This is a genomic window from Stutzerimonas stutzeri, assembly GCF_000590475.1.
GTDB classification, from domain to species: Bacteria; Pseudomonadota; Gammaproteobacteria; order Pseudomonadales; family Pseudomonadaceae; genus Stutzerimonas; species Stutzerimonas stutzeri_D.
In genome coordinates this window covers 3,666,003-3,690,746 of the sequence record NZ_CP007441.1, presented here as the reverse complement: position 1 = coordinate 3,690,746, position 24,744 = coordinate 3,666,003, and the positions used below count along the sequence as shown (strand labels likewise).

General features: G+C 59.2%; 26 protein-coding genes. 17 read left to right on the top strand and 9 right to left on the bottom strand.

Annotated features, from left to right (window positions below):
• Positions 1-106: 106 nt before the first annotated feature.
• The 5 genes from lptB to CH92_RS16760 are packed head-to-tail and all read right to left on the bottom strand — an operon-like array spanning position 107 to position 3,444.
• Positions 107-832, bottom strand: a complete 726-nt coding sequence (gene lptB / locus CH92_RS16780; protein WP_025242923.1) for an LPS export ABC transporter ATP-binding protein — start codon at positions 830-832, stop codon at positions 107-109.
• Complete coding sequence (gene lptA / locus CH92_RS16775; protein WP_025242922.1) at positions 832-1,380, bottom strand: lipopolysaccharide transport periplasmic protein LptA; 549 nt, start codon at positions 1,378-1,380, stop codon at positions 832-834. The genes lptB and lptA overlap by 1 nt, the downstream gene beginning before the upstream one ends.
• The gene (gene lptC, locus CH92_RS16770) at positions 1,367-1,939 is read right to left on the bottom strand and encodes an LPS export ABC transporter periplasmic protein LptC (RefSeq protein WP_025242921.1); all 573 of its coding nucleotides are present in this window, start codon (positions 1,937-1,939) and stop codon (positions 1,367-1,369) included. The genes lptA and lptC overlap by 14 nt, the downstream gene beginning before the upstream one ends.
• A gap of 8 nt (positions 1,940-1,947) precedes the next feature.
• A complete protein-coding gene (locus tag CH92_RS16765; protein ID WP_025242920.1) occupies positions 1,948-2,469 on the bottom strand; it encodes a KdsC family phosphatase in 522 nt (173 codons plus the stop codon).
• A complete protein-coding gene (locus tag CH92_RS16760; RefSeq protein ID WP_025242919.1) occupies positions 2,470-3,444 on the bottom strand; it encodes a KpsF/GutQ family sugar-phosphate isomerase in 975 nt (324 codons plus the stop codon).
• Between the two features lie 260 nt (positions 3,445-3,704).
• Here CH92_RS16760 and CH92_RS16755 point away from each other — a divergent pair, with 260 nt between their 5' ends.
• From CH92_RS16755 to hisC, 11 genes are all read left to right on the top strand, one after another.
• On the top strand, positions 3,705-4,520 hold the full coding sequence (locus tag CH92_RS16755) for an ATP-binding cassette domain-containing protein (RefSeq protein WP_025242918.1): 816 nt from the start codon (positions 3,705-3,707) through the stop codon (positions 4,518-4,520).
• Positions 4,513-5,310, top strand: a complete 798-nt coding sequence (gene mlaE, locus CH92_RS16750; RefSeq protein WP_025242917.1) for a lipid asymmetry maintenance ABC transporter permease subunit MlaE — start codon at positions 4,513-4,515, stop codon at positions 5,308-5,310. The genes CH92_RS16755 and mlaE overlap by 8 nt, the downstream gene beginning before the upstream one ends.
• Complete coding sequence (gene mlaD / locus CH92_RS16745; protein ID WP_025242916.1) at positions 5,310-5,768, top strand: outer membrane lipid asymmetry maintenance protein MlaD; 459 nt, start codon at positions 5,310-5,312, stop codon at positions 5,766-5,768. Before mlaE ends, mlaD begins: the two co-directional genes overlap by 1 nt.
• 10 nt (positions 5,769-5,778) lie before the next feature.
• Positions 5,779-6,429, top strand: a complete 651-nt coding sequence (locus CH92_RS16740) for an MlaC/ttg2D family ABC transporter substrate-binding protein (protein WP_025242915.1) — start codon at positions 5,779-5,781, stop codon at positions 6,427-6,429.
• A complete protein-coding gene (locus tag CH92_RS16735) occupies positions 6,422-6,748 on the top strand; it encodes an STAS domain-containing protein (RefSeq protein WP_025242914.1) in 327 nt (108 codons plus the stop codon). Before CH92_RS16740 ends, CH92_RS16735 begins: the two co-directional genes overlap by 8 nt.
• Positions 6,745-7,227, top strand: coding sequence for a phosphate-starvation-inducible protein PsiE (locus CH92_RS16730; protein WP_025242913.1), 483 nt, complete (start codon positions 6,745-6,747; stop codon positions 7,225-7,227). Before CH92_RS16735 ends, CH92_RS16730 begins: the two co-directional genes overlap by 4 nt.
• Positions 7,228-7,325: 98 nt before the next feature.
• Complete coding sequence (locus tag CH92_RS16725; RefSeq protein WP_025242912.1) at positions 7,326-7,565, top strand: BolA family protein; 240 nt, start codon at positions 7,326-7,328, stop codon at positions 7,563-7,565.
• A 103-nt stretch (positions 7,566-7,668) separates the two neighbouring features.
• On the top strand, positions 7,669-8,934 hold the full coding sequence (murA, locus tag CH92_RS16720) for a UDP-N-acetylglucosamine 1-carboxyvinyltransferase (protein WP_025242911.1): 1,266 nt from the start codon (positions 7,669-7,671) through the stop codon (positions 8,932-8,934).
• Between the two features lie 117 nt (positions 8,935-9,051).
• A complete protein-coding gene (gene hisG, locus CH92_RS16715) occupies positions 9,052-9,681 on the top strand; it encodes an ATP phosphoribosyltransferase (protein WP_025242910.1) in 630 nt (209 codons plus the stop codon).
• Between the two features lie 132 nt (positions 9,682-9,813).
• Positions 9,814-11,124 (top strand): histidinol dehydrogenase, encoded by a 1,311-nt coding sequence (gene hisD / locus CH92_RS16710; protein ID WP_025242909.1) that lies wholly within the window; start codon positions 9,814-9,816, stop codon positions 11,122-11,124.
• A gap of 146 nt (positions 11,125-11,270) precedes the next feature.
• Positions 11,271-12,326 carry a histidinol-phosphate transaminase gene (gene hisC, locus CH92_RS16705; RefSeq protein WP_025242908.1) on the top strand — a complete coding sequence of 352 codons (1,056 nt, stop codon included), beginning with the start codon at positions 11,271-11,273 and terminating at the stop codon, positions 12,324-12,326.
• A 39-nt stretch (positions 12,327-12,365) separates the two neighbouring features.
• Here the strand turns inward: hisC and algW are convergent, their stop codons facing one another.
• Positions 12,366-13,523 carry a Do family serine endopeptidase AlgW gene (gene algW / locus CH92_RS16700; protein WP_025242907.1) on the bottom strand — a complete coding sequence of 386 codons (1,158 nt, stop codon included), beginning with the start codon at positions 13,521-13,523 and terminating at the stop codon, positions 12,366-12,368.
• Between the two features lie 217 nt (positions 13,524-13,740).
• Between algW and CH92_RS16695 the strand changes: the two genes are divergently transcribed.
• The 3 genes from CH92_RS16695 (at position 13,741) to cysN (ending at position 17,503) form a co-directional block, all read left to right on the top strand.
• Positions 13,741-14,499 (top strand): Nif3-like dinuclear metal center hexameric protein, encoded by a 759-nt coding sequence (locus CH92_RS16695; RefSeq protein WP_025242906.1) that lies wholly within the window; start codon positions 13,741-13,743, stop codon positions 14,497-14,499.
• A gap of 175 nt (positions 14,500-14,674) precedes the next feature.
• Positions 14,675-15,592 (top strand): sulfate adenylyltransferase subunit CysD, encoded by a 918-nt coding sequence (gene cysD, locus CH92_RS16690; RefSeq protein ID WP_025242905.1) that lies wholly within the window; start codon positions 14,675-14,677, stop codon positions 15,590-15,592.
• Positions 15,593-15,604: 12 nt separating this feature from the next.
• A complete protein-coding gene (cysN, locus tag CH92_RS16685; protein ID WP_025242904.1) occupies positions 15,605-17,503 on the top strand; it encodes a sulfate adenylyltransferase subunit CysN in 1,899 nt (632 codons plus the stop codon).
• 117 nt (positions 17,504-17,620) lie between these two features.
• Here the strand turns inward: cysN and CH92_RS16680 are convergent, their stop codons facing one another.
• The 3 genes from CH92_RS16680 to CH92_RS16670 form a co-directional block, all read right to left on the bottom strand.
• The gene (locus tag CH92_RS16680) at positions 17,621-18,058 is read right to left on the bottom strand and encodes a YtoQ family protein (RefSeq protein WP_025242903.1); all 438 of its coding nucleotides are present in this window, start codon (positions 18,056-18,058) and stop codon (positions 17,621-17,623) included.
• A 289-nt stretch (positions 18,059-18,347) separates the two neighbouring features.
• Positions 18,348-18,866, bottom strand: coding sequence for an REP-associated tyrosine transposase (locus CH92_RS16675; protein WP_038623084.1), 519 nt, complete (start codon positions 18,864-18,866; stop codon positions 18,348-18,350).
• Positions 18,867-20,063: 1,197 nt separating this feature from the next.
• Entirely contained in the window at positions 20,064-20,531 is a 468-nt protein-coding gene (locus CH92_RS16670) for a pilin (RefSeq protein WP_025242902.1), read from the bottom strand.
• A gap of 225 nt (positions 20,532-20,756) precedes the next feature.
• Here CH92_RS16670 and pilB point away from each other — a divergent pair, with 225 nt between their 5' ends.
• From pilB to CH92_RS16655, 3 genes are read left to right on the top strand one after another with little or no spacing between them, the layout of a single operon-like run.
• Positions 20,757-22,463, top strand: coding sequence for a type IV-A pilus assembly ATPase PilB (pilB, locus tag CH92_RS16665; protein ID WP_025242901.1), 1,707 nt, complete (start codon positions 20,757-20,759; stop codon positions 22,461-22,463).
• A gap of 1 nt (position 22,464) precedes the next feature.
• Positions 22,465-23,682: a type II secretion system F family protein gene (locus tag CH92_RS16660; RefSeq protein WP_025242900.1), complete on the top strand. Its 1,218-nt coding sequence runs from the start codon at positions 22,465-22,467 to the stop codon at positions 23,680-23,682.
• A 2-nt stretch (positions 23,683-23,684) separates the two neighbouring features.
• Entirely contained in the window at positions 23,685-24,551 is an 867-nt protein-coding gene (locus CH92_RS16655; protein WP_025242899.1) for a prepilin peptidase, read from the top strand.
• Positions 24,552-24,744 lie beyond the last annotated feature (193 nt).

Below are 24,744 nucleotides of genomic sequence, written 5' to 3'. Positions count from 1 at the left end.
GTTCCGATTTCGCTGGCGCCGCTGGCGCCGATGTAAGCAAATTATATGCCTGCCAACGAAGCCTTTGCCTAGCCCCGGATGTTCGTCTCGATGGAAAAAATAGGCATCAGAGTCGGAATTCGTGTCCGAGGTAGACTTCTTTGACCAATTGATTGGCCAGGATCGTTTCTGCGTCGCCCTCGGCGATCAGTTGGCCATCGTTGACAATGTAGGCGGTTTCGCAGATATCCAGCGTCTCGCGCACGTTGTGGTCCGTGATAAGCACGCCGATGCCCTTCGCCTTGAGGTGATGGATGATCTGCTTGATGTCCCCGACGGAAATCGGGTCGACGCCGGCGAAGGGCTCGTCGAGAAGGATGAACTTGGGCGCAGTGGCAAGGGCCCGTGCGATCTCTACACGGCGCCGCTCACCGCCTGACAGGCTCATGCCCAGGCTGTCGCGGATGTGGTGGATGTGGAATTCCTGCAGCAGCCCTTCCAGAGCCTGTTGGCGACCGCTGCGATCCAGATCCTTGCGAGTTTCCAGGATCGCCATGATGTTGTCGGTCACCGACAGCTTGCGAAAGATCGAGGCTTCCTGCGGCAGATAGCCGATGCCGGCCCGGGCGCGGCCGTGCATGGGCAGGTGGGTGACGTCCTGGTCGTCGATCAGTACTCGACCCTGGTCGGCCTTGACCAGGCCGACGATCATGTAGAAGCAGGTGGTCTTGCCGGCGCCGTTCGGTCCGAGCAGGCCGACGATTTGCCCGCTCTCGATGGACAGGCTTACATCGCGCACGACCTGACGGCTTTTGTAGCTTTTCGCCAGATGCTGGGCCTTGAGAATTGCCATTACTCGGTTTGCTCCGCAGCCTGCTGATCTTTCTTGCGCGGCTGGATGACCATGTCCACGCGAGGGCGAGGCGTGGTGACATCGGTGTCGGTGGCGCGTCCGGCATTGACGATCTGCCGCTGAGTGTCATAGACGATCTTCTCGCCTTCGAACGTGTTGCCTTCCTGGACGACCTTCGCCTGGTCGATCAGTACGATGCGTTCGTTGGCGGCGAAATACTGGATGGTCAGGCCATACGCCTTGACGATTTCCTTGTCCACTGCCGGCTTCTGCTCGTAGTAGGCGGGCTTGCCGATGGAGGTGAAGACCTCGACATCGCCATTCTTGCTTTGGGTGATGGTTACCGTATTACCGGTGATCTTCATGGTGCCCTGGGTGATGACCACGTCGCCGCGATACACGGCAACGCCCTGTCGATCATCCAGTTCCGCCGTGTCGGCCTGCACGCGGATCGGCTGATTGCGGTCCTCGGGAAGTGCATGGGCGTTCGTGCCGAGCAGGAAGATGCTCACACCGAGGAGGAAAGGAAGGGTCTTAACGCAGCTCATGCTGGCCTCTTACATTGGATAGCAGGAGCATCCTGCCTTCGTTCAAGTACGCTTTCATACCCGTGGCGGTCGTTACGCCGTTTGCGGCGACGATTCTAACGGGTTGGCGGGTCTCGGCGTAATCCTTCTCGGGAAAGACCGTCATTCGGCTGGAGGTGACGATCGTCGGGCGGCCCTCGGCGTCGTTGCGTTCGACTTTGACGTTGTCGATCAACTCGACTTCCTCGCCCTGCGGGCCGACTTCGCCGCGTTCACTGGTTACATGCCACGGCAGGTCGGAGCCCCGATAGGAATGCAGATCGGGGCGGGTCAGCAAGCTGACGTCGCTGGCCTTGACGTGCTCAACCTTCTCGGCGGATAGCTCGTAATTACGCTTGCCGTCTGGCTGATACTGAATGGTCCGAGAGTTGATGACGTAAAAATCGATCGGCGTTTTAACGCCTTGGCTCACGGGAGCTTCCTGCATGAAACTCTCGGGACGGATATTCCAGTAGCCAACTGCAACCAAAAGCAGGGCGATCAGTACCAGGATGGCAGGGAGGCGGATTCTGCTCAGCATTAAAACCTCTAGAGGTAGGCGGCTTGGGCGTCGTCGAGGCTGCCCTGGGCGCGCATGATCAGTTCGCAGAACTCTCGCGCTGCGCCCTCACCACCGCGGGCGGCGGTGACACCGTGGGCATGCTGGCGGACGAAGGCATCGGCACTGGCCACCGCCATGCCCAGGCCGACACGGCGAATTACCGGCAGATCGGGCAGGTCGTCACCCAGGTAAGCGACTTCAGCGTAGTCGAGCCCGAGTTCGGTGAGTAGCTCATCGAGGACTACCAACTTGTCTTCGCGGCCTTGGTACAGGTGCTGAATGCCGAGGTTCTGCGCTCGGCGCTCAACTACCGGTGTTTTGCGGCCGCTGATGATCGCGGTGCGCACCCCGGAATTGATCAGCATCTTGATCCCGTGACCATCAAGGGTATTGAAGGTCTTGAATTCACTGCCGTCGACGAGAAAGTACAGCTTGCCGTCCGTCAGCACGCCATCGACGTCGAAAATGGCCAGGCGGATATCGCGGGCGCGCCTCAATAGGTCGTTCATTTACATCACTCCTGCGCGCAGCAGATCATGCATGTTCAGCGCGCCGACCGGCCGGTCGCTTTCATCGACCACCACCAGTGCATTGATCTTGTTGTCTTCCATGATCTTCAGTGCCTCGGCCGCCAGCATGTCGGCGTTGGCGGTCTTGCCATGACTGGTCATGACTTGATCGATGCTGGCCTGACGCACGTCGATACCCTTGTCCAGCGTGCGTCGTAGGTCGCCGTCTGTGAAGATTCCAGCCAGGCTGCCGTCTGCCTCTATTACAGCCGTCATGCCGAGCCCTTTCTGGGTCATTTCCAGCAATGCTTCGCGCAAGGGCGTGTTGCGCTTGACCAACGGCAGGCGATCACCGGCGTGCATCACGTGTTCGACCTTGAGCAGCAGGCGCCGGCCCAGCGCGCCGCCCGGATGGGAGAAGGCGAAGTCCTCGGCGGTGAAGCCGCGGGCTTCCAGCAGGGCGATCGCCAACGCGTCACCGAGTACCAGGCTGGCGGTGGTCGAGGAGGTGGGAGCTAAATTCAGCGGGCAGGCCTCGATGGCGACGCTCGCATCGATGTTCACTGCCGCCGCCTTGGCCAGCACCGACTCGGGGTTGCCGGTCATGCTGATCAGGGTGATGCCCAGTCGCTTGATCAGCGGCAGCAGCGTCACGATCTCGTTGGTACTGCCGGAATTGGACAAGGCCAGCACGACGTCCTCACGGGTAATCATGCCCATGTCGCCATGGCTGGCTTCGGCCGGATGGACGAAGAATGCGGTGGTGCCGGTGCTGGCGAGCGTGGCGGCAATCTTGTTGCCAATATGGCCGGACTTGCCCATGCCGACCACGACGACGCGGCCCTTGCTTTCGAGGATGAGCTCGCACGCCTTGACGAACTGCGTGTCAATGCGTGTCGTGAGTTGCTCGACTGCCTCTATCTCCATGCGGATAGTGCGCTGGGCAGTCTCGATCAGCTGGCTGCTTTGGCTCATGTTCGCGTCGTCGCCTGAATGAAAACGCGAGATTATAACGGCAAACCCATCTGTACTCACCGAAAAGCTTACGACCGCGATCCGCGGTGGCTGAAGAATTTGGAAGCGAACGAACCTATGCCTGCTCATGTGCTGATACAGACAGTGATTTGGGAGGCCTGAGGCGCAGTGCTATAGTTCGCGCCGCCAAAACGGCTCTGCGAGGTATCTCCGAAGGCTCGGAGGGCGTCTGATTCGCATGCCGTATCCAAGGAGATCCGATGAGCGCCGCCAACGCTAACGCCGTCGAGCTGAAGGGTGTCACCTTCATGCGCGGGGAGCGCAGCATTTTCAACAATATCGATATCGTCGTACCGCGAGGCAAGGTGACGGCCATCATGGGCCCATCCGGCTCCGGTAAGACGACGCTGTTGCGCCTGATCGCCGCCCAGCTCAGGCCTAATCGCGGCGAGGTTTGGGTGGATGGAACCAACCTGCCGACGCTGTCGCGCCGTGAGCTGTTCGATATGCGCAAGCGGATGGGTGTGCTGTTCCAGAGCGGCGCCTTGTTCACTGATCTCGATGTCTTCGAGAACGTGGCCTTCCCGCTGCGGGTGCATACCAAACTGCCGGAAGAGATGATCCGCGACATCGTCCTGATGAAGCTGCAAGCGGTGGGATTGCGCGGGGCGGTGGAGCTGATGCCTGACGAGCTTTCCGGTGGAATGAAGCGTCGTGTGGCACTGGCGCGCGCGATTGCACTTGACCCGCAGATCCTCATGTACGACGAGCCCTTCGCGGGTCAGGATCCGATCGCCATGGGCGTCCTGGTTCAGCTGATTCGCATGCTCAACGATGCCCTGGGTATCACCAGTGTTGTGGTTTCCCACGACCTAGCTGAAACGGCGAGCATCGCTGATTACATTTATGTGGTGGGTGATAGCCAGGTGCTGGGGCAAGGGACACCGGCCGAGTTGCGCGAATCGAAAAATCCACGGATTCAACAATTCATGAAGGGCATGGCGGACGGCCCTGTGCCGTTTCATTTTCCGGCAGCGGCCTATGCCGACGATCTGCTGCGAGGCTCCGATGCGTAAGCGTTCATTGATCGAGCGAGTCCGGATGTTTGGCGAGGCCGGATTGAACGTTGTCGCGGCGCTAGGGCGCGCGACGCTGTTCCTGTTTCACGCGCTGTTCGGACCCAGTGGGTTGAGCAATCGATTTGCTTTGTTGGTCCGGCAGCTCTACTCGGTCGGCGTATTGTCGTTGGCTATCGTGGTGGTGTCCGGCATCTTCATTGGCATGGTGCTGGCGCTGCAGGGCTACAGCATTCTCAGCAGCTATGGCTCCGAGCAGGCGGTAGGGCAGATGGTGGCCTTGACGTTGCTGCGCGAACTGGGGCCGGTGGTCACCGCTTTGCTGTTCGCCGGGCGCGCAGGGTCTGCGCTGGCTGCCGAAATTGGCAATATGAAATCCACCGAACAGCTGTCCAGCCTGGAAATGATCGGCGTCGATCCGCTGAAATACATCATTGCGCCGCGGCTATGGGCTGGCTTTATCTCCCTGCCGCTGTTGACCGTGATTTTCAACGTTGTCGGCATCTGGGGTGGGGCGATGGTCGCGGTGGACTGGCTTGGTGTCTATGAGGGCTCGTTCTGGGCCAACATGCAGAACAGCGTCACCTTTACCTCGGACGTGCTCAATGGCGTTATCAAGAGCATGGTGTTTGCCGTCGTGGTCACCTGGATCGCCGTGTTCCAGGGGTATGACTGCGAACCGACCTCCGAGGGTATCAGCCGCGCCACCACTCGAACCGTGGTTTACGCCTCGCTGGCCGTGCTCGGCCTCGACTTTATTCTGACCGCCTTGATGTTTGGAGATTTTTGATGCGTATCCGCACCCTGGAAATCGGTGTTGGCCTGTTCCTCCTGGCGGGCGTTCTGGCGCTCCTGTTGCTGTCACTGCGCGTCAGTGGCCTGAACGTCGCCAGTGCAGACACCTACAAGCTGTACGCTTATTTCGACAATATCGCCGGTCTCAGTGTCCGATCCAAAGTCACCATGGCCGGTGTGACCATCGGCAAGGTGACCGCGATCGATCTGGACCGCGAAAGTTATACCGGCCGTGTCACGCTGGATATCCAAAAGGACATCGACATCTTTCCGGTCGACTCGACGGCGTCGATTCTGACCGCCGGCTTGCTAGGCGAGAAATATGTCGGTATCAGCGTCGGTGGAGAAGAGAAAACCCTAGGGGATGGCGATACGATTCGCGACACCCAGTCGTCCCTGGTGCTGGAAGAGCTGATCGGCAAGTTTTTGCTTAATTCAGTCAATAAAGAATGAGGAGTTCCACATGATCAATGCCCTGCGTCGCGGCTTGCTGGTACTGCTGGCCACCCTGCCCATGCTGGCTCTGGCAGCCCCAAGCGCTCACGAGGTGATCCAGAAAACCACTGATGAGCTGCTCGCCGATCTCAAGACCAACAAGGATCAGTATCGCCAAGACCCGAATGCGTTCTACGACTCGCTCAACGACATTCTCGGTCCGGTGGTCGATGCCGAAGGGATTTCTCGCAGCATCATGACTGTAAAATACTCGCGCAACGCCAGTCCTGAGCAGATGACCCGCTTTCAGGAAAACTTCAAGCGCAGCCTTATGCAGTTCTATGGCAACGCCTTGCTTGAGTACAACAATCAGCAGATCCGTGTGTTGCCGGCCAATGGCAAGCAGGACCCTGAGCGCACCAGTGTCGGCATGGAAGTGACCGGTCGTCAGGGCGAGATATATCCGGTGTCTTACACCATGGTCAATCACGACGGCGAATGGCGAGTCCGCAACGTGATCATCAATGGCATCAATATCGGCAAGCTGTTCCGTGACCAGTTTGCCGATGCCATGCAGAAGAACGGTGGGGATCTGGACAAGACCATCGACGGCTGGGCCGAGGTGGTCGCGCGGGCCAAGGACACCAAGGCTGGCCAGCAGGCGGCGGGCGATGAGTGAGACACGTGTCGAGGGCGGCGCCAGCGGTGAGCTGCGGCTTTTCGGCGTGCTCGACTACCAGTCCGGGCCGGCGCTGCGTCGAGCCGGCCAGGACCTGATCCGCGAGGGCAAAGGTCAGCGTTTGCTGATTGATTGCTCGTCGGTGGAAAAATCCAGCAGCGTCGGGCTTTCGCTGCTGCTGGCCTTTACCCGCGACGCAATCGGCGCCGGTCGTGAAGTCGCCATCGTCGGGATGCCCGGCGACATGCGTGAAATCGCCAGAGTGTCCGGCCTGCTGGATGTCCTTTCTCTGGCGGATGAAACAGAAGGAGTGGCTTGATGCTGCGCTGGGCCGAAGCGACTCGCGGCAAAGTGCATGCGATAGCCGAGTCGTTGGGCAATCTGCTGGTCGAGACCTTTCATTACCTGTCGCTGTTCGCCATCGGTGCGGTCACCGCGTGGGCTGGACTGGTGGCCTTCCTGGGCATGATTGAAAAAGGCAGTATCAGCGTTGACGACATCCTGCTGCTGTTCATCTACCTTGAGCTCGGCGCGATGGTTGGCATTTATTTCAAGACCAACCATATGCCGGTGCGTTTCCTCATTTACGTGGCGATCACGGCACTGACCCGCTTACTGATCTCGGATGTCTCGCATCACCACCGGCCGGACATGGGCGTGGTCTATATTTCCGGGGCTATCCTGCTGCTGGCTTTTGCCATTCTGGTGGTGCGCTTTGCTTCCTCAAGATTTCCTGCAGTCACGGCGGGCAACCGACACTCGCGCCCGGCGGATAGCGAGGCGGAGACGCTCGAGTAAGGGAGCTTCGTCACCCCATGTGGCTTCGGGGTTCGCAGCCTTCGGGCTTTTTTGTATGATGGCCGGCCGCGCGCGTCCGGCGCCGATCGAGGTTGAACATGCAGGCCGTAGAAGTTAAGAATTTCCTGGAAGAGAAGCTTCCGGGTGCACAGGTGGAAGTCGAAGGCGAAGGCTGCAATTTCCAGCTGAACGTGATCAGCGACGAGTTGGCTGGTCTGGGTCCGGTCAAGCGTCAGCAGCAGATCTACGCTCACCTGAACCCCTGGATCGCCGACGGCAGCATTCACGCGGTCACGATGAAATTCTTCAGCCGTGCCGACTGGCTTGCGCGTAGCTGATCGCCGGTCGCGACAGACATCTTTTCAGCCCGTGCGCAGGCCCTGAGGCCGCGCACGGCTTCTCTTCGCAAGTGCTTCGCGCCTGCGGGTTATGGGAACATCCATGGATAAATTGATCATTACCGGCGGTGCCCGCCTCAACGGCGAGATTCGTATCTCCGGTGCCAAGAACTCGGCTCTGCCCATCCTGGCGGCTACCCTGCTTGCCGATACCCCGGTAACCGTCTGCAACCTGCCGCACCTGCACGACATCACCACCATGATCGAGCTCTTCGGGCGCATGGGTGTGCAGCCGGTCATCGATGAAAAACTCAGTGTCGAAGTTGACGCCAGCAGCATTCAAACGCTGATCGCGCCTTACGAGCTGGTCAAGACCATGCGCGCCTCGATCCTCGTGCTCGGGCCCATGGTGGCGCGCTTCGGTGAGGCAGAGGTCGCCCTGCCGGGCGGTTGCGCCATCGGTTCGCGGCCGGTGGACCTGCACATCCGTGGCCTGGAGGCGATGGGCGCGCAAATCGATGTCGAGGGCGGCTACATCAAGGCGCGGGCACCGGCTGGTGGCTTGCGTGGCGCGCATTTCTTCTTCGATATCGTCAGCGTGACCGGTACCGAGAACATCATGATGGCGGCCGCGCTGGCCAACGGCCGCAGCGTGCTGGAAAACGCCGCCCGCGAGCCGGAAGTGGTTGATCTGGCCAACTTCCTCAACGCCATGGGCGCGCAGATTTCCGGTGCTGGCACCGACACCATCACCATCGACGGCGTGAAACGCCTCGGTGGTGGTCGCTACAGCGTAATGCCGGACCGCATCGAAACGGGCACCTACCTGGTCGCCGCCGCCGCGACCGGCGGTCGGGTGAAACTCAAGGACACCGACGCCACCTTGCTTGAGGCGGTATTGCACAAGCTCGAAGAGGCCGGCGCGCACATCGACACCGGCAGCAACTGGATCGAGCTGGACATGAAAGGTAATCGGCCTAAAGCGGTGAATGTCCGCACTGCGCCTTACCCAGCGTTCCCTACCGACATGCAGGCGCAGTTCATTGCCATGAACGCAGTCGCCGAAGGCACTGGCACGGTTATCGAGACGGTGTTCGAAAACCGCTTCATGCACGTCTACGAAATGAACCGCATGGGTTCGCAGATACTTGTCGAGGGCAATACCGCTATCGTTACCGGCGTGTCGAAACTCAAAGGCGCACCTGTCATGGCGACCGATCTGCGTGCTTCGGCGAGCTTGGTGATTGCTGGTCTGGTGGCCGAAGGCGATACCTTGATCGACCGCATCTACCACATCGATCGTGGTTACGAGTGCATCGAAGAAAAGCTGCAATTGCTGGGCGCCAAGATCCGCCGCGTACCGGGCTAGCATCGGCAGTAGGCCATGGCCGCGCGCTCCGTCGAGCCGCGGCCATGCCGAGATCTGTAATTGCTGCTCCTGCCTGCGCCAAGGCCGCCATCAATAGGCTTCAAGGAATAACCGCCCATGCTCACCATTGCCCTTTCCAAAGGCCGCATTCTCGACGACACCCTGCCACTGTTGGCCGCGGCAGGCATCGTTCCAACCGAGAACCCGGAAAAAAGCCGCAAGCTGATTATCCCGACCACGCAGGATGATGTGCGTTTGCTGATTGTGCGTGCCACGGACGTGCCAACCTATGTCGAGCACGGCGCGGCGGATCTCGGCGTGGCGGGCAAGGACGTACTGCTGGAATACGGCGGGCAAGGCCTGTATGAACCGCTGGACTTGAAAATCGCCAACTGCAAACTGATGACGGCCGGTAAGGTGGGTGCAGCGGAGCCCAAGGGGCGGCTGCGGGTAGCGACCAAATTCGTCAACGTTGCCAAGCGCTACTATGCCGAGCAGGGTCGCCAGGTCGATATCATCAAGCTCTACGGCTCAATGGAACTGGCGCCGCTGGTGGGGTTGGCTGATAAGATCATCGACGTCGTCGATACCGGCAATACGCTGCGGGCCAACGGGCTGGAGCCGCAGGAACTGATCGCCATGATCAGTTCGCGCCTGGTGGTCAATAAGGCGTCGATGAAGATGCAGCACACGCGTATCCAGACGCTGATTGATGCCTTGCAGAGCGCAATCGCGCATCAGAGCTGACTCTTCTGCCGGCCGCTGATCGGCCGGCTCAGCTATCCGTGCCATTGCTAAATTCTCAGGTGCCCGCACGGCTGGCTTGTTAATCTAGAGGCGCCTGACTTTTGCTGTCCGCATCCCTCATGAGGCCTCGTTATGACTGCTCCCATCGACATTCGCCGACTCAACGCCGCTGATCCGGACTTCTCGCGGCATCTGGATCATCTGCTGAGTTGGGAAAGCGTGTCCGATGACAGCGTCAATCAGCGTGTGCTGGAGATCATTCAGGCAGTGCGTGAGCGCGGCGATGCGGCACTGGTCGAGCTGACGCGTCGCTTCGACGGTCTCGACGTAGGCTCAATGGCGGACCTGATCCTGCCGCGCGAGCGCCTCGAACTGGCACTTGAACGGATCAGTCCCGCGCAGCGGAAGGCGCTGGAAGCAGCCGCGGAGCGTGTGCGGGTCTACCACGAAAAGCAAAAACAGGATTCTTGGACCTACACCGAAGCCGACGGCACCGTGCTCGGCCAGAAGGTCACGCCACTCGATCGCGCTGGTCTCTATGTACCGGGCGGTAAGGCGTCCTACCCGTCATCGGTACTGATGAATGCGATCCCGGCGAAAGTCGCCGGAGTGCCGGAAGTGGTCATGGTCGTGCCCACGCCCCGCGGCGAAATCAACGAATTGGTACTGGCGGCTGCCTGCATCGCGGGCGTCGATCGGGTGTTCACGATCGGGGGCGCGCAGGCCGTCGCCGCGCTGGCCTATGGCACCGAAAGCGTGCCGCCGGTGGACAAGATCGTCGGCCCAGGCAACATTTACGTCGCGACCGCCAAGCGCCACGTGTTCGGCAAGGTCGGGATCGACATGATCGCCGGGCCGTCCGAGATTCTGGTGGTTTGCGACGGCCAAACCGATCCGGACTGGATCGCCATGGACCTGTTCTCCCAGGCCGAGCACGACGAAGATGCGCAATCGATCCTGGTCAGCCCGGACGCGGCGTTTCTCGACCGGGTCGCCGAGAGCATTGCGCGCCTGCTGCCGACCTTGGAGCGTAGCGAGATCGCCCACGCCTCGTTGCAAGGACGCGGGGCGCTGATTCAGGTCGCCGATATGCAGCAAGCGATCGACGTGGCTAACCGCATCGCGCCCGAGCACCTTGAACTCTCCGTCGCTGACCCCGAGCAATGGCTACCGCAGATTCGCCATGCCGGTGCGATCTTCATGGGGCGGTACACCGCCGAAGCCTTGGGCGACTACTGTGCTGGGCCGAATCACGTCTTGCCGACCTCGGGCACAGCGCGATTTTCCTCGCCGCTGGGGGTTTACGACTTCCAAAAGCGCTCGTCGATCATCAATTGCTCGGCTGCGGGCGCATCGGAGCTGGGCAAGATCGCCTCGGTGCTTGCTCGCGGCGAGTCGCTGACCGCGCACGCTCGCAGTGCGGAATACCGAATCAAGCAGTAAGGCCGAACGCGGCGCTGAGTTAGGGGCTGGAACGAAGGGAAGGGCGCGTAAGGTGAATGTCGCTTTGCATCCGCCGAGGCACTAGGCAGCACCTCCGTCGTTCAACTCCTGCGATCTAATGATTGATACCGATGGAGAAAAGGGCAGTGAGTAAATTCTGGAGTCCCTTCGTCAAGGAACTGGTGCCCTATGTGCCGGGTGAGCAGCCGAAGCTGGCTAACCTGGTCAAACTCAACACCAACGAGAACCCATACGGCCCATCGCCAAAGGCGATCGAGGCGATGCAGGCCGAAATTAACGACAGTCTGCGGTTGTATCCGGACCCTAACGGTGATCGCCTCAAGCATGCGGTCGCTGACTATTACAATGTGCAGCCGGGGCAGGTCTTCGTCGGCAATGGGTCGGACGAAGTGCTCGCCCACGCCTTCCACGGCCTCTTTCAGCACGGCAAGCCACTGCTGTTTCCCGATGTGACGTACAGCTTCTATCCGGTCTATTGCGGTCTGTACGGCATTGATTTCGAGGCCGTTGCGTTGGATCGGCAGTTCCAGATCGACGTGGACGATTATGTCCGGCCAAACGGCGGGATCATATTCCCTAATCCCAACGCCCCGACTGGCTGCCTGCTGGCATTAGAGGCAATCGAGCGCCTGTTGCAAGCCAACCCCGATTCGGTGGTGTTGGTGGATGAGGCCTATATCGACTTCGGAGGCCGCTCGGCCATTGCGTTGGTGGACCGTTACTCGAACCTGCTGGTTACCCAGACGCTATCGAAGTCTCGCTCATTGGCAGGGCTACGCGTCGGCTTGGCAGTCGGGCATCCGGACCTGATCGAGGCGTTGGAACGCATCAAGAACAGCTTCAATTCCTATCCGCTGGACCGCATCGCGATTGCTGGCGCGGCGGCGGCCTTCGACGACCGCGAGTATTTCGAACAGACCTGCCAGCGAGTGATCGCCAGCCGCGAAACGGTGATTGCTGCGATGCAGGATTTGGGCTTCGAGGTGCTGCCGTCTGCGGCTAACTTCATCTTCGCTCGACACCCGCAACGTGAGGCCGCCCAGCTCGCTGCGGGGCTTCGTGAGCAAGGCGTCATCGTGCGGCATTTCAAGCAGCCACGAATCGAACAGTTCCTGCGGATCACCATTGGTGCACCGGAGCAGAATCAAGCGTTGCTCGATGCATTGAAAGGCATCGCCTGACCGACCCGATTGCAGCAAGCAACGAAGGTTGCCTGCGGTTTATTGAGGGCTCTTCTCTACCAGTGGACGCATCCCGACTTCGGCGGTCAGCGTCAGGGGCTTGCCGTTGCGTAGGATGTCGATGTTGATTTCGTCGCCAGGTCGCGCGCGAGCGAGCTGATTCATCGAACCGCGGCCATCGACGGCCTGCTGCCCATCGATGCTGAGAATCAGGTCCCCCGGCAGCAGACCGGCGCGTTCAGCGGGGCCATCGCGATAGACCCCGGCTACCACGATCCCCGGCCGGCCGGCCTGGCCGAACGACTCCGCCAATTCTGGGGTAAGGGATTGCACCTCTACGCCGAGCCAACCGCGAATCACCTGGCCGTGCTCGACAATGGATTTCATCACATCCATCGCAAGCTTCACCGGAATCGCGAAACCGATACCCTGCGAGCCGCCGGACTCGGAGATGATTGCCGTGTTGATGCCGATCAGGTGACCCGCGGTATCGACCAGTGCACCACCGGAGTTGCCTCGGTTGATGGCTGCGTCGGTCTGGATGAAGTCCTCGTAGGTATTAAGGCCCAGCTGGTTACGCCCTGTGGCGCTGATGATGCCCATGGTCACGGTTTGGCCTACCCCAAACGGATTGCCGATCGCCAGCGTCACGTCGCCGATGCGGATGCCGTCGGAGCGGCCAATGGTAATCGCCGGTAGGTCGGCCAGATCGATCTTCAGCACCGCCAGATCCGTCTCCGGGTCGCTGCCTATCACCCGCGCAAGGGTTTCCCGGCCATCGCGCAAGGCCACGACGATCTGCTCGGCGTTGGCCGTAACGTGGTTGTTGGTCAGCAGATAACCCTCTGGGCTCATGATCACCGCTGAGCCCAGGCTCGACTCCATGCGGCGCTGCCGTGGCAGGTTATCGCCGTAGAATCGCCGGAACAGCGGATCGTCCTTGAGCATCGGCGGCTGGCTGGAGCTGTCGATCACCTTGGTGGTGTAGAGATTGGCAACGGCGGGCGCTGCACTGCTGACCGCATTGGCATAGGAGTAGGGGCCTTGTTGCGGTATGCCCACTAACGGCGTTTGCTGCAGCTTATATTCCGGCTCGTCGCTCAGGCCTACCAGATGCGGGTAGCGCTGAATGATCAGCAGGGCCACTAGCAGGCCTACCAGCAACGGCCAGCCAAGAAAACGCAGGGCATTGATCATCGCGATTGGAAATCCGGACAGGTTGCGGAGGGCTATAGCGCCCCTTAAGGTGGCGGCATTATACGAAGCTGGCAGCGAATTGCAGCCTTGCCGATGGTGAATCTGTGCGGATTGGCGAAGCGGTTGGCTATGTCATTTTCCAGATTGACGCCGGTGCGGCCTTTCGTCTTCGCTAGCCAGCATTGTTCCCATTGATTTCGATACGAGGATTGTTTCCATGGCCGTTGCGCTGATTACGCTGGTCGAAGAGGCTGATCGCTACCTGAACGCCGCGAAGATCTCCGACTATTGCCCCAACGGCTTGCAAGTGGAGGGGCGGCCGCAGGTTCGGCGCATCGTCAGCGGCGTAACCGCCAGCCAGGCGCTGCTCGATGCGGCGGTCGAGGCGCAGGCCGATGTGGTGCTGGTGCACCACGGCTATTTCTGGAAGAACGAAGACCCGCGAGTCGTGGGTATCAAACAGCGCAGGCTGAAGACGCTGTTGAGCAACGACATCAGCCTGCTTGCCTACCATCTGCCGCTCGATGTGCATCCAGAGGTCGGCAATAACGTGCAGTTGGCGAAGATGCTCGGGCTGACCGTGGAGGGGCCTCTGGAGCCTGAAAACCCCCGCTCGGTTGGCCTTGTCGGCTCCCTCGATTCGCCGCTCGCCCCTGCCGACTTCATGCGTCGGGTAGAGTCGGCGCTCGGGCGCGAACCGCTGATGATCGAAGGGGCAGAACCGATCAGGCGGATTGCTTGGTGTACGGGCGGCGCCCAGGAATATATCGATCAAGCCGTGACGGCCGGTGTCGATGCCTATCTGACGGGAGAGGTTTCTGAGCCCACGGTGCACATCGCGCGGGAAAATGGACTGAGCTTTTTCGCCGCCGGTCACCATGCCACGGAGCGTTACGGGGTTCAGGCGCTTGGCGAATATCTGGCGAAGCGATTCGCTATCGAGCATTTGTTCATCGATTGCCCGAACCCTGCATGACCGGTAGCGCCGGTTGCCTTTAGCCGTGTTCCATAAGGAATAGAGCGCGGTTTCGTCGGCATAAAGCTAGAGCATTTCGATCTAAAAGACGGCCTGATTAGAATTTTGCGCCGTGGTAAAGTTGCGGCCTCGTTCCGGCCGTGCCGGCCGTCCACCTGCAAATTCGTGAGTAGCCATGGTCGACAAACTGACGCATCTGAAACAGCTGGAGGCGGAAAGCATCCACATCATCCGTGAGGTGGCCGCCGAATTCGATAACCCGGTGATGCTCTATTCCATCGGCAAAGATTCGGCCGTGATGCTGCATCTGGCGCGTAAGGCGTTTTTCCCTGGCCGTTTGCCGTTCCCGGTGATGCACGTCGACACTCGCTGGAAATTTCAGGAAATGTACCGCTTCCGCGAGAAGATGGTCACCGAGATGGATCTGGATCTGATCACTCATATCAACCCAGACGGTGTCGCGCAGAATATCAACCCGTTCACCCACGGCAGCGCCAAGCACACCGACATCATGAAAACCGAGGGCCTTAAGCAGGCGCTCGACAAGCATGGCTTCGATGCGGCGTTCGGCGGCGCACGGCGTGACGAAGAGAAATCGCGGGCGAAAGAGCGCGTGTATTCCTTCCGCGACAGCAAGCATCGCTGGGACCCGAAGAATCAGCGTCCCGAGCTGTGGAATGTCTACAACGGCAACGTCAAGAAGGGCGAATCCATCCGCGTCTTCCCACTGTCGAACTGGACCGAACTGGACATCTGGCAGTACATCTACCTGGAGCAGATCCCGATCGTGCCGCTGTACTTCGCCGCCGAGCGCGAAGTCATCGAGAAGAACGGCACGCTGATCATGATCGACGACGAGCGCATCCTCGAACACCTCACCGACGAGGAAAAGGCGCGTATCGAAAAGCGCATGGTTCGTTTCCGTACCCTCGGCTGCTACCCGTTGACCGGTGCGGTGGAATCGACTGCTTCGAGCCTGCCCGAAATTATCCAGGAAATGCTCCTGACGCGTACTTCCGAACGTCAGGGCCGTGTCATCGATCACGATGGCGCAGGTTCGATGGAAGAAAAGAAACGTCAGGGCTACTTCTAAGGATTCCGCACCATGTCTCATCAGTCTGATTTGATCAGCGAGGACATCCTCGCGTACCTGGCCCAGCACGAACGCAAAGAGCTGCTGCGCTTCCTCACTTGCGGCAACGTCGACGACGGCAAGAGCACCCTGATTGGGCGCCTGCTGCACGACTCGAAGATGATCTATGAAGATCATCTCGAAGCGATCACCCGCGATTCGAAGAAATCCGGCACCACGGGCGATGACGTCGACCTGGCGTTGCTGGTCGACGGCCTGCAGGCCGAGCGCGAGCAGGGCATCACTATTGATGTCGCCTACCGCTATTTCTCCACCGCCAAGCGCAAGTTCATCATCGCCGACACCCCCGGCCATGAGCAGTACACACGCAACATGGCCACCGGCGCGTCCACCTGCGACCTGGCGATCATCCTGGTCGATGCACGCTACGGCGTGCAGACCCAGACCAAGCGCCACAGCTTCATCACCTCACTGCTGGGCATCAAGCACATCGTCGTGGCCATCAACAAGATGGACCTGATGGAATTCGATCAGTCCGTTTTCGAGCGCATCAAGGCCGACTACCTGGCCTTTGCCGAACGCATCGAGCTGCAGCCGACGTCCTTGCACTTCGTGCCCATGTCGGCGCTCAAGGGCGACAACGTGGTTAATCGCTCGGAGCGTGCGCCCTGGTATGAAGGCCAGTCGCTGATGGAAATTCTCGAGAGCGTTGAGATTGCCGGCGATCGCAACTTCGACGACCTGCGCTTCCCGGTGCAGTACGTCAGCCGTCCCAACCTCAACTTCCGGGGCTTCGCCGGTACCCTGGCCAGCGGTGTCGTGCGCAAGGGCGACGAGGTGGTGGTGTTGCCATCCGGCAAGCGCAGCAAGGTCAAATCCATCGTCACCTTCGATGGTGAGCTGGCACAGGCCACGCCGGGCGAGGCCATTACTCTGACCCTGGAAGATGAGATCGACGTGTCGCGTGGCGACATGCTGGTCCATGGCGACAATCAGCCCCGCATCGTCGACAGCTTCGACGCCATGTTGGTATGGATGGCCGATGAGCCGATGCTGCCGGGCAAAAAATACGACATCAAACGTGCTACCAGCTACGTGCCGGGTTCGATTGCCAGCATTACCCATCGGGTGGACGTGAATACCTTGGAGCACGGCGCCGCCAGCAGTTTGCAGCTCAACGAGATTGGCCGGGTCAAGGTCAGTCTCGATGCCTCGATCGCCTTAGATGGCTACGCTCAGAACCGCACCACCGGCTCGTTCATCGTCATCGATCGCCTCACCAACGGCACCGTGGGTGCGGGCATGATCATCGCCGATCCGGTTGTTCAGGGCTCGTCCGGACATCATGGCGCGTTGGCTCATGTATCTACCGAAGAGCGCGCGACGCGCTTCGGACAGCAGCCGGCAACCGTGCTGTTCACTGGCCTTTCTGGTGCAGGCAAGAGCACGCTGGCCTACGCGGTGGAGCGCAAGCTCTTCGATATGGGGCGCGCTGTTTATGTGCTAGACGGCCAGAATCTGCGTCACGACCTTAACAAAGGCCTTCCGCAGGACCGCGCCGGCCGAACCGAAAATTGGCGCCGCGCCGCTCATGTGGCGCGCCAGTTTAACGAGGCAGGCTTGCTGACCCTGGCCGCATTTGTCGCGCCGGACGCTGAAGGCCGCGAGCAGGCCAAGGCGCTGATCGGCAGCGATCGAGTCGTAACCGTCTACGTCCAGGCTTCACCGCAGGCCTGCCAGCAGCGTGATCCTCAGGGATTGTACACGGCAGCCGGCGACAACATCCCAGGCGAATCCTTCCCCTACGATGTGCCGGGCAACGCCGATCTGGTTATCGATACCGAGTCGCTGACGGTAGAAGAGGGTGCCAAGCAGGTCATCGATCTGTTGCGTAAGCGCGGCGCTATCTAAGTCGACGAAGTAAGGCAAAACGCCCTGCAGATGCAGGGCGTTTTTGTTTGCGTCGGTTTCTTTGCAGGGTATCTCGAAGCGCTACGCACAGCACCTGTGCTAGGGCTGCGGTCGGCCTTAGCGCACCACGTACTTGAGAATATCTACGACTTGGTCCGTGGTCGTTGCCCAAGCCATAGCGGCTGCGTCGACCTCTTTCAGCGGATGGACGACATCTTCGCCATGCAGCGTCACATAAGGCTTGCCCAGCGCCGCGCAGTAGCCCGCGTCGAAGGCTGCGTTCCACTGCTTGTATTTGTCGCCGAAGCGCACCACCACCAGATCTGCTTGCTGGATCAGCGTCTTGGTGCGGATCGCGTTAACCTTGGACGACTTATGGTCGCGCCAGAAGGCATTGGGCTCGGCACCGAGGCTATCCCCGGCCGCATCGCTGGCCTCATGATCGGTTACGGCGGAAGTGAAAACCACGTCCAGCTCGGCAGCAGCAGCTCCACGCTTGATCTCGTCACGCCAGTCGGTGTGGATTTCACCAGACAGGTACACGGTAAAGCTCATGGTTCCTCCTAAAAAAGTCGGTCTCGCCTGCGTGTGTCTCAAGGCAAGGAGGGGCCGATGCTAGCCCAGCGATATGCAGAAGGGCCAGGTTGTAATAGCCAAAGGCGTAATTAGACTGGATGAGTACGGTAGTGATGTGCGTTGGGCGCAGCTGATTCGCGGTGAATGATGGAAGCGCCTCCGGATTCGCGATGCTCCAACGATGTAGGTTGGATTAGCCGAAGGCGTAATCCGACGTTCGGTTTGTGGCAATTCCATATTACGAATTACGGGGCGCACGCTCGGCCTCTTACACCAGAAGCTTAGGGTCACCCGCCCAGTCGGCAGGATACAGTCCGGCACGTACGTCACGATGAAAGCTCGAGTAGGGCCAATCCCCTACACGGCGAACCAGACCATGCTTGAGCGGGTTTACATACACATAGTCGACATGGCGCCGGAAATCGGTTTCGTCGCGGATTAGATGTTCCCAATAACGACGCTGCCAAATGCCACGCTCGCCCCGATGCAGGCGTACAGCCGAACGATATTCGTCCGGAGGTAAAGCACGGCAAAAGAACGTCTTGATCAATCGCCAGCGCAGCGGATAGTCCGCATCATCCGGCGGTAGCGTCCAGACACAATGCATATGCTCGGGCAGCACCACCCAGGCGTCGATGGTAAAAGGATGGAGCCGATGTACACGCCGGACGGAAGCGCGCAGTACATCAACATGCCGCACCAGCAGATCATTGCCGTGGCGTTCAAGAAGATTAACGGTAAAAAACCAACTCGCCCCCGGCACGAGGGCGCGACGATAGTTAGGCATCCTTGCCTCTCCAACATTTTACGAACCCGCAGTGTAAGCCGGATCATTTGCCGGCGATGTGCCCCGATTCGCGGTAAACGGCGGAAGCCTTTTCGGTAATTCCATTTGGAGAAAGTGATCCGACGATCCGCGACGCCAAGCCAACGTAGGTTGGATTAGCCGAAGGCGTAATCCGACGTTCGAGAGGGTGGGTGCGGTTGCGGTGTTGGGCGATGGATGCAGCCGATTCGCGGTAAACGACGGAAGCGCCTTTGGCGATTCCATACTACGACGGTGATCCGCCGTACCGCGGTTCATGGTACGAAACACGATCCACCATGCCGGGTACCGAGGTACGAAGGTGAACCGCCGTGCCGCGGTCCGACGATCCGCGACGCGCAGCCAACGTAGGTTGGATTAGCCGAAGGCGTAATCCGACATTTGAGAGGGTGGGTGCGGTTGCGGTGTTGGGGCAAGGATGGAGTTGGTTCGCGGTAAACGACGGAAGCGCCTTTGGCGATTCCATCCTACGAAGTGATCCGCCGTACCGCGGTACGACGGTGATCCGCCGTGCCTCGGTCCGACGATCCGCGCCGCCCAGTCAACGTAGGTTGGATTAGCCGAAGGCGTAATCCGACGGTCGAGAGGGTGGGTGCGGTTGCGGTGTTGTGCGATGAATGCAGCGGGTTCGCGATTACGACGGAAGCGCCTTTGGCAATTCAATCTTACGGAAAGCGATCCGCCGTACGTCGGTCCGAACAGCAGAACGCCCCGCACGAAGGCGAGGCGTTTGTTTGCAACGGCGGATACAGTAGGTTCGCGGTGAACGACGGATTACGCTTCGCTAATCCATCCTACGAATTGATCCGCCTTACCGCGGTCCGACGATCCGCGACGCCCCAGCCAACGTAGGTTGGATTAGCCGAAGGCGTAATCCGGCGTTCGGGGTGCGCCGCAAAAAACTGTATCACGGCCCCCAAACAGCAAAACGCCCCGCACGAAGGCGAGGCGTTTAGTTTGCAACGGCGGATACAGCAGATTCGCGGTGAACGACGGATTACGCTTCGCTAATCCATCCTACGAATTGATCCGCCTTACCGGGTTGATCCGCCATGCCGCGGTACCCATAAAACCCCCACTGTTGAAGGCGGGGGTAAGGGTGCGGGTCAAGCCATGTGTAACCGAGCGGGATTCATACGCCCTTTGTGGCTATAACTTTCAGCGGCAGTTCGCTGGGAGGAATTTGCTATCAATTGTAGTAGTAGCAGACGAGCAATCCCAAGTGATCGAACCGGTAGAATTGTCGTTGGCAATTGCAGCGTCGTTGATCTCGGGAACGAATGCCAATACGTTGTTGGTACCAAGCTGCGGTATCCCAGCCATAGTGATCGAAATAGCGCCGGTAGTGGCGCTAACTGCTACAGCAGATATCAAGTCGGTAGTCAGATTATCTTGATCTGCCGCAATTTCCGTAGAGTAAGCTGCAACGCCTGCGATGCCGTTATCAGCAAACACATCGGTGACGCCGATTTTGAGTGCGCTTGCAGCGATCATGCCTTCGGAGACTTTCGCCCGTACCGTGTAATCCTGGTACGCCGGCAGAGCCACCGCAGCCAAAATACCAATGATCGCCACGACGATCATCAGTTCAATCAGGGTAAAACCTTTTTGCATCTGAGCTTTCATGTGTTTCTCCTTGAAATGTTCAGGCAGTTGAGCCTGCTCTCCTCTCTGCAGCCGGCGTGCCAACTTTGTTAGCCTACGATTTGCGCGGCTCTACGAAGCAATGTGAACCGTGCACGCTGTCTGGATTCGGACGCTTCTGACAAATTTCGTCACCTGCGATGACGCCGTTTGGCACGCCTGGCTATCTGCGTTATAAGGCGGCATTAATCCAGAAGAACCGTGCCCATGACCGACAACGTTGCCCTTTCCGGCCTGGCCAAGCAGATGGTGCTAACCGGCCTGCTCGACGACAAGACTGCACAGCAAGCGCAACAGCAGGCGGTGCGTAACAAGCTGTCACTTGTGACCTATGTTGTGCAGAACAAACTCGCCAATGGCCGGGCGGTGGCTGAGCTGGCGGCTGAGCAGTTTGGGGTTGCATACATGGACCTCAACGCGCTGGATAAGGAAAGCCAATTAAAGGACGTTGTGTCTGAAAAATTGGCGCGTCAGCACCGTGTATTGCCGCTGATAAAACGTGGCCACAAGCTGTTTGTAGCCGTGTCGGATCCGACCAATCAGCAGGCTGTCACGGATATCCAGTTCAGCACCGGGCTGACGACCGAGGCGATCCTGGTCGAGGACGACAAGCTCGGGTTGGCCCTCGACAAGTTTTTTGAAAGCGCGACCTCCGGCCTGGAGGATCTCGGTGACGTGGACCTGGACGGGGTCGACGTTCAAACCGTATCGGATGATGATTCAGCGAATGATGGTGCAGGCGAGGCCGCCGACGACGCGCCGGTGGTTCGCTTCGTCAACAAGATGCTGCTCGATGCCATTCGTGGCGGATCCTCCGACCTGCACTTCGAGCCTTACGAAAAAGCATTTCGCGTACGGCTGCGTACGGATGGCATCCTGCATGAAGTCGCGCGGCCTCCGATCCAGCTTGCGCCCCGTATCTCTGCACGTCTAAAAGTCATGGCCGGCCTCGATATATCCGAGCGGCGCAAGCCGCAGGACGGCCGGATCAAGATGAAGCTGTCCAAGACCAAGGCCATCGACTTCCGCGTGAACACGCTGCCGACCTTGTGGGGCGAAAAGATCGTGATGCGGATTCTCGATCCGTCCAGTGCCCAGATGGGCATCGATGCGCTGGGTTACGAAGAGGATCAGAAAGAGCTGTACATGAATGCCCTCAAGCAACCACAGGGCATGATTCTGGTAACCGGGCCGACCGGATCGGGAAAGACCGTTTCGCTTTACACCGGCTTGAATATTCTCAACACGGTAGACGTGAATATCTCCACTGCTGAAGACCCAGTGGAAATCAACCTGGAGGGCATCAACCAGGTCAACGTCAACCCTCGCCAAGGCATGGACTTCTCTCAGGCGCTACGTGCATTCCTGCGCCAGGACCCGGACATCATCATGGTGGGTGAGATTCGTGACCTGGAAACCGCCGAAATCGCCATCAAGGCGGCTCAGACGGGTCATATGGTGATGTCTACCTTACACACCAACAGCGCCGCGGAAACGCTGACGCGACTTCGGAACATGGGCGTTGCGGCTTTCAACATCGCCACCTCGGTAAACCTGATTATCGCCCAGCGCCTTGCGCGCAAGCTCTGCGGTAGCTGCAAGAAAGAAGTGGAGTTGCCGCGCGAGGCATTAATGGAAGAGGGCTTCCCTGCCGATAAGATCGGCACCTTCAAAGTTTACGGCCCGGTGGGCTGCGAAAACTGCAAGGGCGGATACAAAGGCCGTGTCGGTATTTATGAAGTGGTTAAAAACACGCCGGCCCTGGCCAGGATTATCATGGAGGACGGCAACTCCATCGACATTTCCACCCAGATGCGTAAAGACGGCTTCAACGATCTGCGTACATCGGCTCTTGTAAAAGCCATGCAGGGCGTGACCAGCCTGGAAGAAGTCAACCGGGTGACCAAGGACTAACATGGCGCAGAAAGCGGTAAAAACCAGTGTCTTCACCTGGGAAGGGACGAACAGACAGGGCGCAAAGATAAAAGGCGAGCTGAGCGGCGTAAGCCCCGCACTGGTCAAGGCGCAGTTGCGCAAACAGGGCGTCAATCCGCAGAAGGTGCGCAAGAAGTCGGTGTCGCTGTTCAGCGCCGGCAAAAAGATCAAGCCCATGGACATCGCCCTGTTTACACGGCAGATGGCAACCATGATGAAAGCCGGCGTTCCGCTGCTGCAGTCGTTCGACATCATTGGTGAGGGTTTCGATAACCCGAACATGCGCAAGCTGGTCGACGACCTCAAGCAGGAGGTTGCCGCGGGTAACAGCTTCGCGACGGCGCTGCGTAAGAAACCTCAATACTTCGATGATCTCTATTGCAACCTGGTTGATTCGGGCGAGCAGTCCGGCTCTCTGGAAACCTTGTTGGATCGCGTCGCGACCTACAAGGAAAAGACCGAGGCGCTGAAGGCCAAGATCAAGAAAGCCATGAATTACCCCATCGCGGTGGTGCTGGTTGCGATCATCGTGTCGGCCATTCTGTTGATCAAGGTGGTCCCACAGTTTCAGGACGTGTTCGCCAACTTTGGTGCGGAACTCCCTGCGTTTACATTGTTTGTAATTGGCATATCCGAAGCGCTGCAGGCGTGGTGGCATCTGGTGTTGCTTGCCATGGTTGGCGCTGCTTACGCCTTCAAGACGGCCCACGGCAAGTCCGAGGGTTTTCGTAACTGGTTTGACCGATTCCTTCTCAAAATGCCGATCGTGGGTGACATCCTCTACAAGTCAGCGGTGGCGCGCTTCGCGCGGACCCTGGCGACCACCTTCGCGGCGGGTGTGCCTCTAGTCGATGCGTTGGATTCGGTCGCCGGAGCTACTGGCAATGTGGTGTTCCGCAACGCGACGATGAAGGTCAAGAGTGATGTGTCCAGCGGTATGCAGCTGAACTTCTCCATGCGCACCACTGGCACATTCCCGAGCATGGCGATCCAGATGACCGCTATTGGCGAAGAGTCCGGCTCGCTGGATGAAATGCTGGCCAAGGTTGCGACCTTCTATGAAGACGAAGTGGACAACATGGTCGATGGGCTGACAGCGTTGATGGAGCCGATGATCATGGCGGTTCTTGGTGTGCTGGTTGGCGGCTTGATCATCGCCATGTACCTGCCGATCTTCCAGTTGGGAGCTGTGGTTTAAGAATGGATGTGGTGACTTTTCTGGCCAGCAATACGCTGGCCTTTGTTTTATGCACGTTGGTGCTCGGCCTATTGGTTGGCAGTTTTCTCAACGTCGTAATCCATCGCCTGCCGATCATGATGCAGCGCGATTGGCGCGCTCAGGCTCGAGAGTTTCTGGAACTGCCTGCCGAGCCAGCTGCGACATTTAATCTGATCCTTCCAAATTCCCATTGCCCGCATTGCGATCACGAGATACGCCCGTGGGAGAACATCCCGTTGGCGAGCTGGCTGGCGTTGCGCGGCAAGTGTTCTTCTTGCCGCGCGCCGATCGCTAAGCGCTACCCGTTGATCGAACTGCTCTGCGGGCTGTTGTCCGCCTACGTCGCCTGTCATTTCGGTTTTTCCTGGCAGGCTGGTGCGATGTTGCTTCTGACCTGGGGGTTGCTGGCGATGAGCATGATTGATGTCGATCATCAGCTGTTGCCCGACTCCATCGTGCTGCCGCTGCTTTGGCTGGGGTTGATCGTCAATCAGTTCGGGCTGTTTGCTACGTTGCCTGACGCGCTTTGGGGGGCGATTGCCGGCTATCTCAGTCTTTGGTTGGTGTACTGGCTGTTCAAGCTGGTGACTGGCAAAGAGGGCATGGGTTACGGCGATTTCAAGTTGCTGGCGATGCTAGGAGCTTGGGGCGGCTGGCAGGTTTTGCCGCTGACCATCCTGCTGTCATCTGTAGTGGGCGCGGTGTTGGGTACGATCATGCTGCGTGTGCAGAAGGCCGATAGCGGCACCGCCATTCCTTTTGGGCCGTATCTGGCGATCGCTGGTTGGATCGCGCTGCTGTGGGGTGACCGGATCACCTCAAGCTATCTTCAATTCGCCCAGTTCTGAAACTTGAGCGCCCCGCCTAGTGGAAGAGGCGTCGAGAGGCTGCGCTCCATGCTAAGCATGGCGTGATCAAAACTGAAGATTCCGTCTAGTCATATGCTCCAGCGTGGGAAATGCCTTCTGGGAGTGTTTGCCTGCTTGTAGGGAGGACGGGCGTAGCACGTCTAAGGGCTGTGTTTCCCCGTGGAGCGTAGGG

Bases quoted from the DNA above. Each gene is read 5' to 3' on its own strand.
- CH92_RS16695 (WP_025242906.1), top strand. From the start codon at position 13,741: ATGGCCGTTGCGCTGATTACGCTGGTCGAAGAGGCTGATCGCTACCTG.
- mlaD (WP_025242916.1), top strand. From the start codon at position 5,310: ATGCGTATCCGCACCCTGGAAATCGGTGTTGGCCTGTTCCTCCTGGCG.
- CH92_RS16735 (WP_025242914.1), top strand. From the start codon at position 6,422: ATGAGTGAGACACGTGTCGAGGGCGGCGCCAGCGGTGAGCTGCGGCTT.
- lptC (WP_025242921.1), bottom strand. From the start codon at position 1,939: ATGCTGAGCAGAATCCGCCTCCCTGCCATCCTGGTACTGATCGCCCTG.
- CH92_RS16755 (WP_025242918.1), top strand. From the start codon at position 3,705: ATGAGCGCCGCCAACGCTAACGCCGTCGAGCTGAAGGGTGTCACCTTC.
- CH92_RS16675 (WP_038623084.1), bottom strand. From the start codon at position 18,866: ATGCCTAACTATCGTCGCGCCCTCGTGCCGGGGGCGAGTTGGTTTTTT.
- hisG (WP_025242910.1), top strand. From the start codon at position 9,052: ATGCTCACCATTGCCCTTTCCAAAGGCCGCATTCTCGACGACACCCTG.
- algW (WP_025242907.1), bottom strand. From the start codon at position 13,523: ATGATCAATGCCCTGCGTTTTCTTGGCTGGCCGTTGCTGGTAGGCCTG.
- CH92_RS16760 (WP_025242919.1), bottom strand. From the start codon at position 3,444: ATGAGCCAAAGCAGCCAGCTGATCGAGACTGCCCAGCGCACTATCCGC.
- CH92_RS16655 (WP_025242899.1), top strand. From the start codon at position 23,685: ATGGATGTGGTGACTTTTCTGGCCAGCAATACGCTGGCCTTTGTTTTA.
- lptB (WP_025242923.1), bottom strand. From the start codon at position 832: ATGGCAATTCTCAAGGCCCAGCATCTGGCGAAAAGCTACAAAAGCCGT.
- CH92_RS16765 (WP_025242920.1), bottom strand. From the start codon at position 2,469: ATGAACGACCTATTGAGGCGCGCCCGCGATATCCGCCTGGCCATTTTC.
- CH92_RS16725 (WP_025242912.1), top strand. From the start codon at position 7,326: ATGCAGGCCGTAGAAGTTAAGAATTTCCTGGAAGAGAAGCTTCCGGGT.
- CH92_RS16740 (WP_025242915.1), top strand. From the start codon at position 5,779: ATGATCAATGCCCTGCGTCGCGGCTTGCTGGTACTGCTGGCCACCCTG.
- murA (WP_025242911.1), top strand. From the start codon at position 7,669: ATGGATAAATTGATCATTACCGGCGGTGCCCGCCTCAACGGCGAGATT.
- CH92_RS16680 (WP_025242903.1), bottom strand. From the start codon at position 18,058: ATGAGCTTTACCGTGTACCTGTCTGGTGAAATCCACACCGACTGGCGT.
- lptA (WP_025242922.1), bottom strand. From the start codon at position 1,380: ATGAGCTGCGTTAAGACCCTTCCTTTCCTCCTCGGTGTGAGCATCTTC.
- cysN (WP_025242904.1), top strand. From the start codon at position 15,605: ATGTCTCATCAGTCTGATTTGATCAGCGAGGACATCCTCGCGTACCTG.
- hisD (WP_025242909.1), top strand. From the start codon at position 9,814: ATGACTGCTCCCATCGACATTCGCCGACTCAACGCCGCTGATCCGGAC.
- mlaE (WP_025242917.1), top strand. From the start codon at position 4,513: ATGCGTAAGCGTTCATTGATCGAGCGAGTCCGGATGTTTGGCGAGGCC.
- CH92_RS16670 (WP_025242902.1), bottom strand. From the start codon at position 20,531: ATGAAAGCTCAGATGCAAAAAGGTTTTACCCTGATTGAACTGATGATC.
- CH92_RS16660 (WP_025242900.1), top strand. From the start codon at position 22,465: ATGGCGCAGAAAGCGGTAAAAACCAGTGTCTTCACCTGGGAAGGGACG.
- cysD (WP_025242905.1), top strand. From the start codon at position 14,675: ATGGTCGACAAACTGACGCATCTGAAACAGCTGGAGGCGGAAAGCATC.
- pilB (WP_025242901.1), top strand. From the start codon at position 20,757: ATGACCGACAACGTTGCCCTTTCCGGCCTGGCCAAGCAGATGGTGCTA.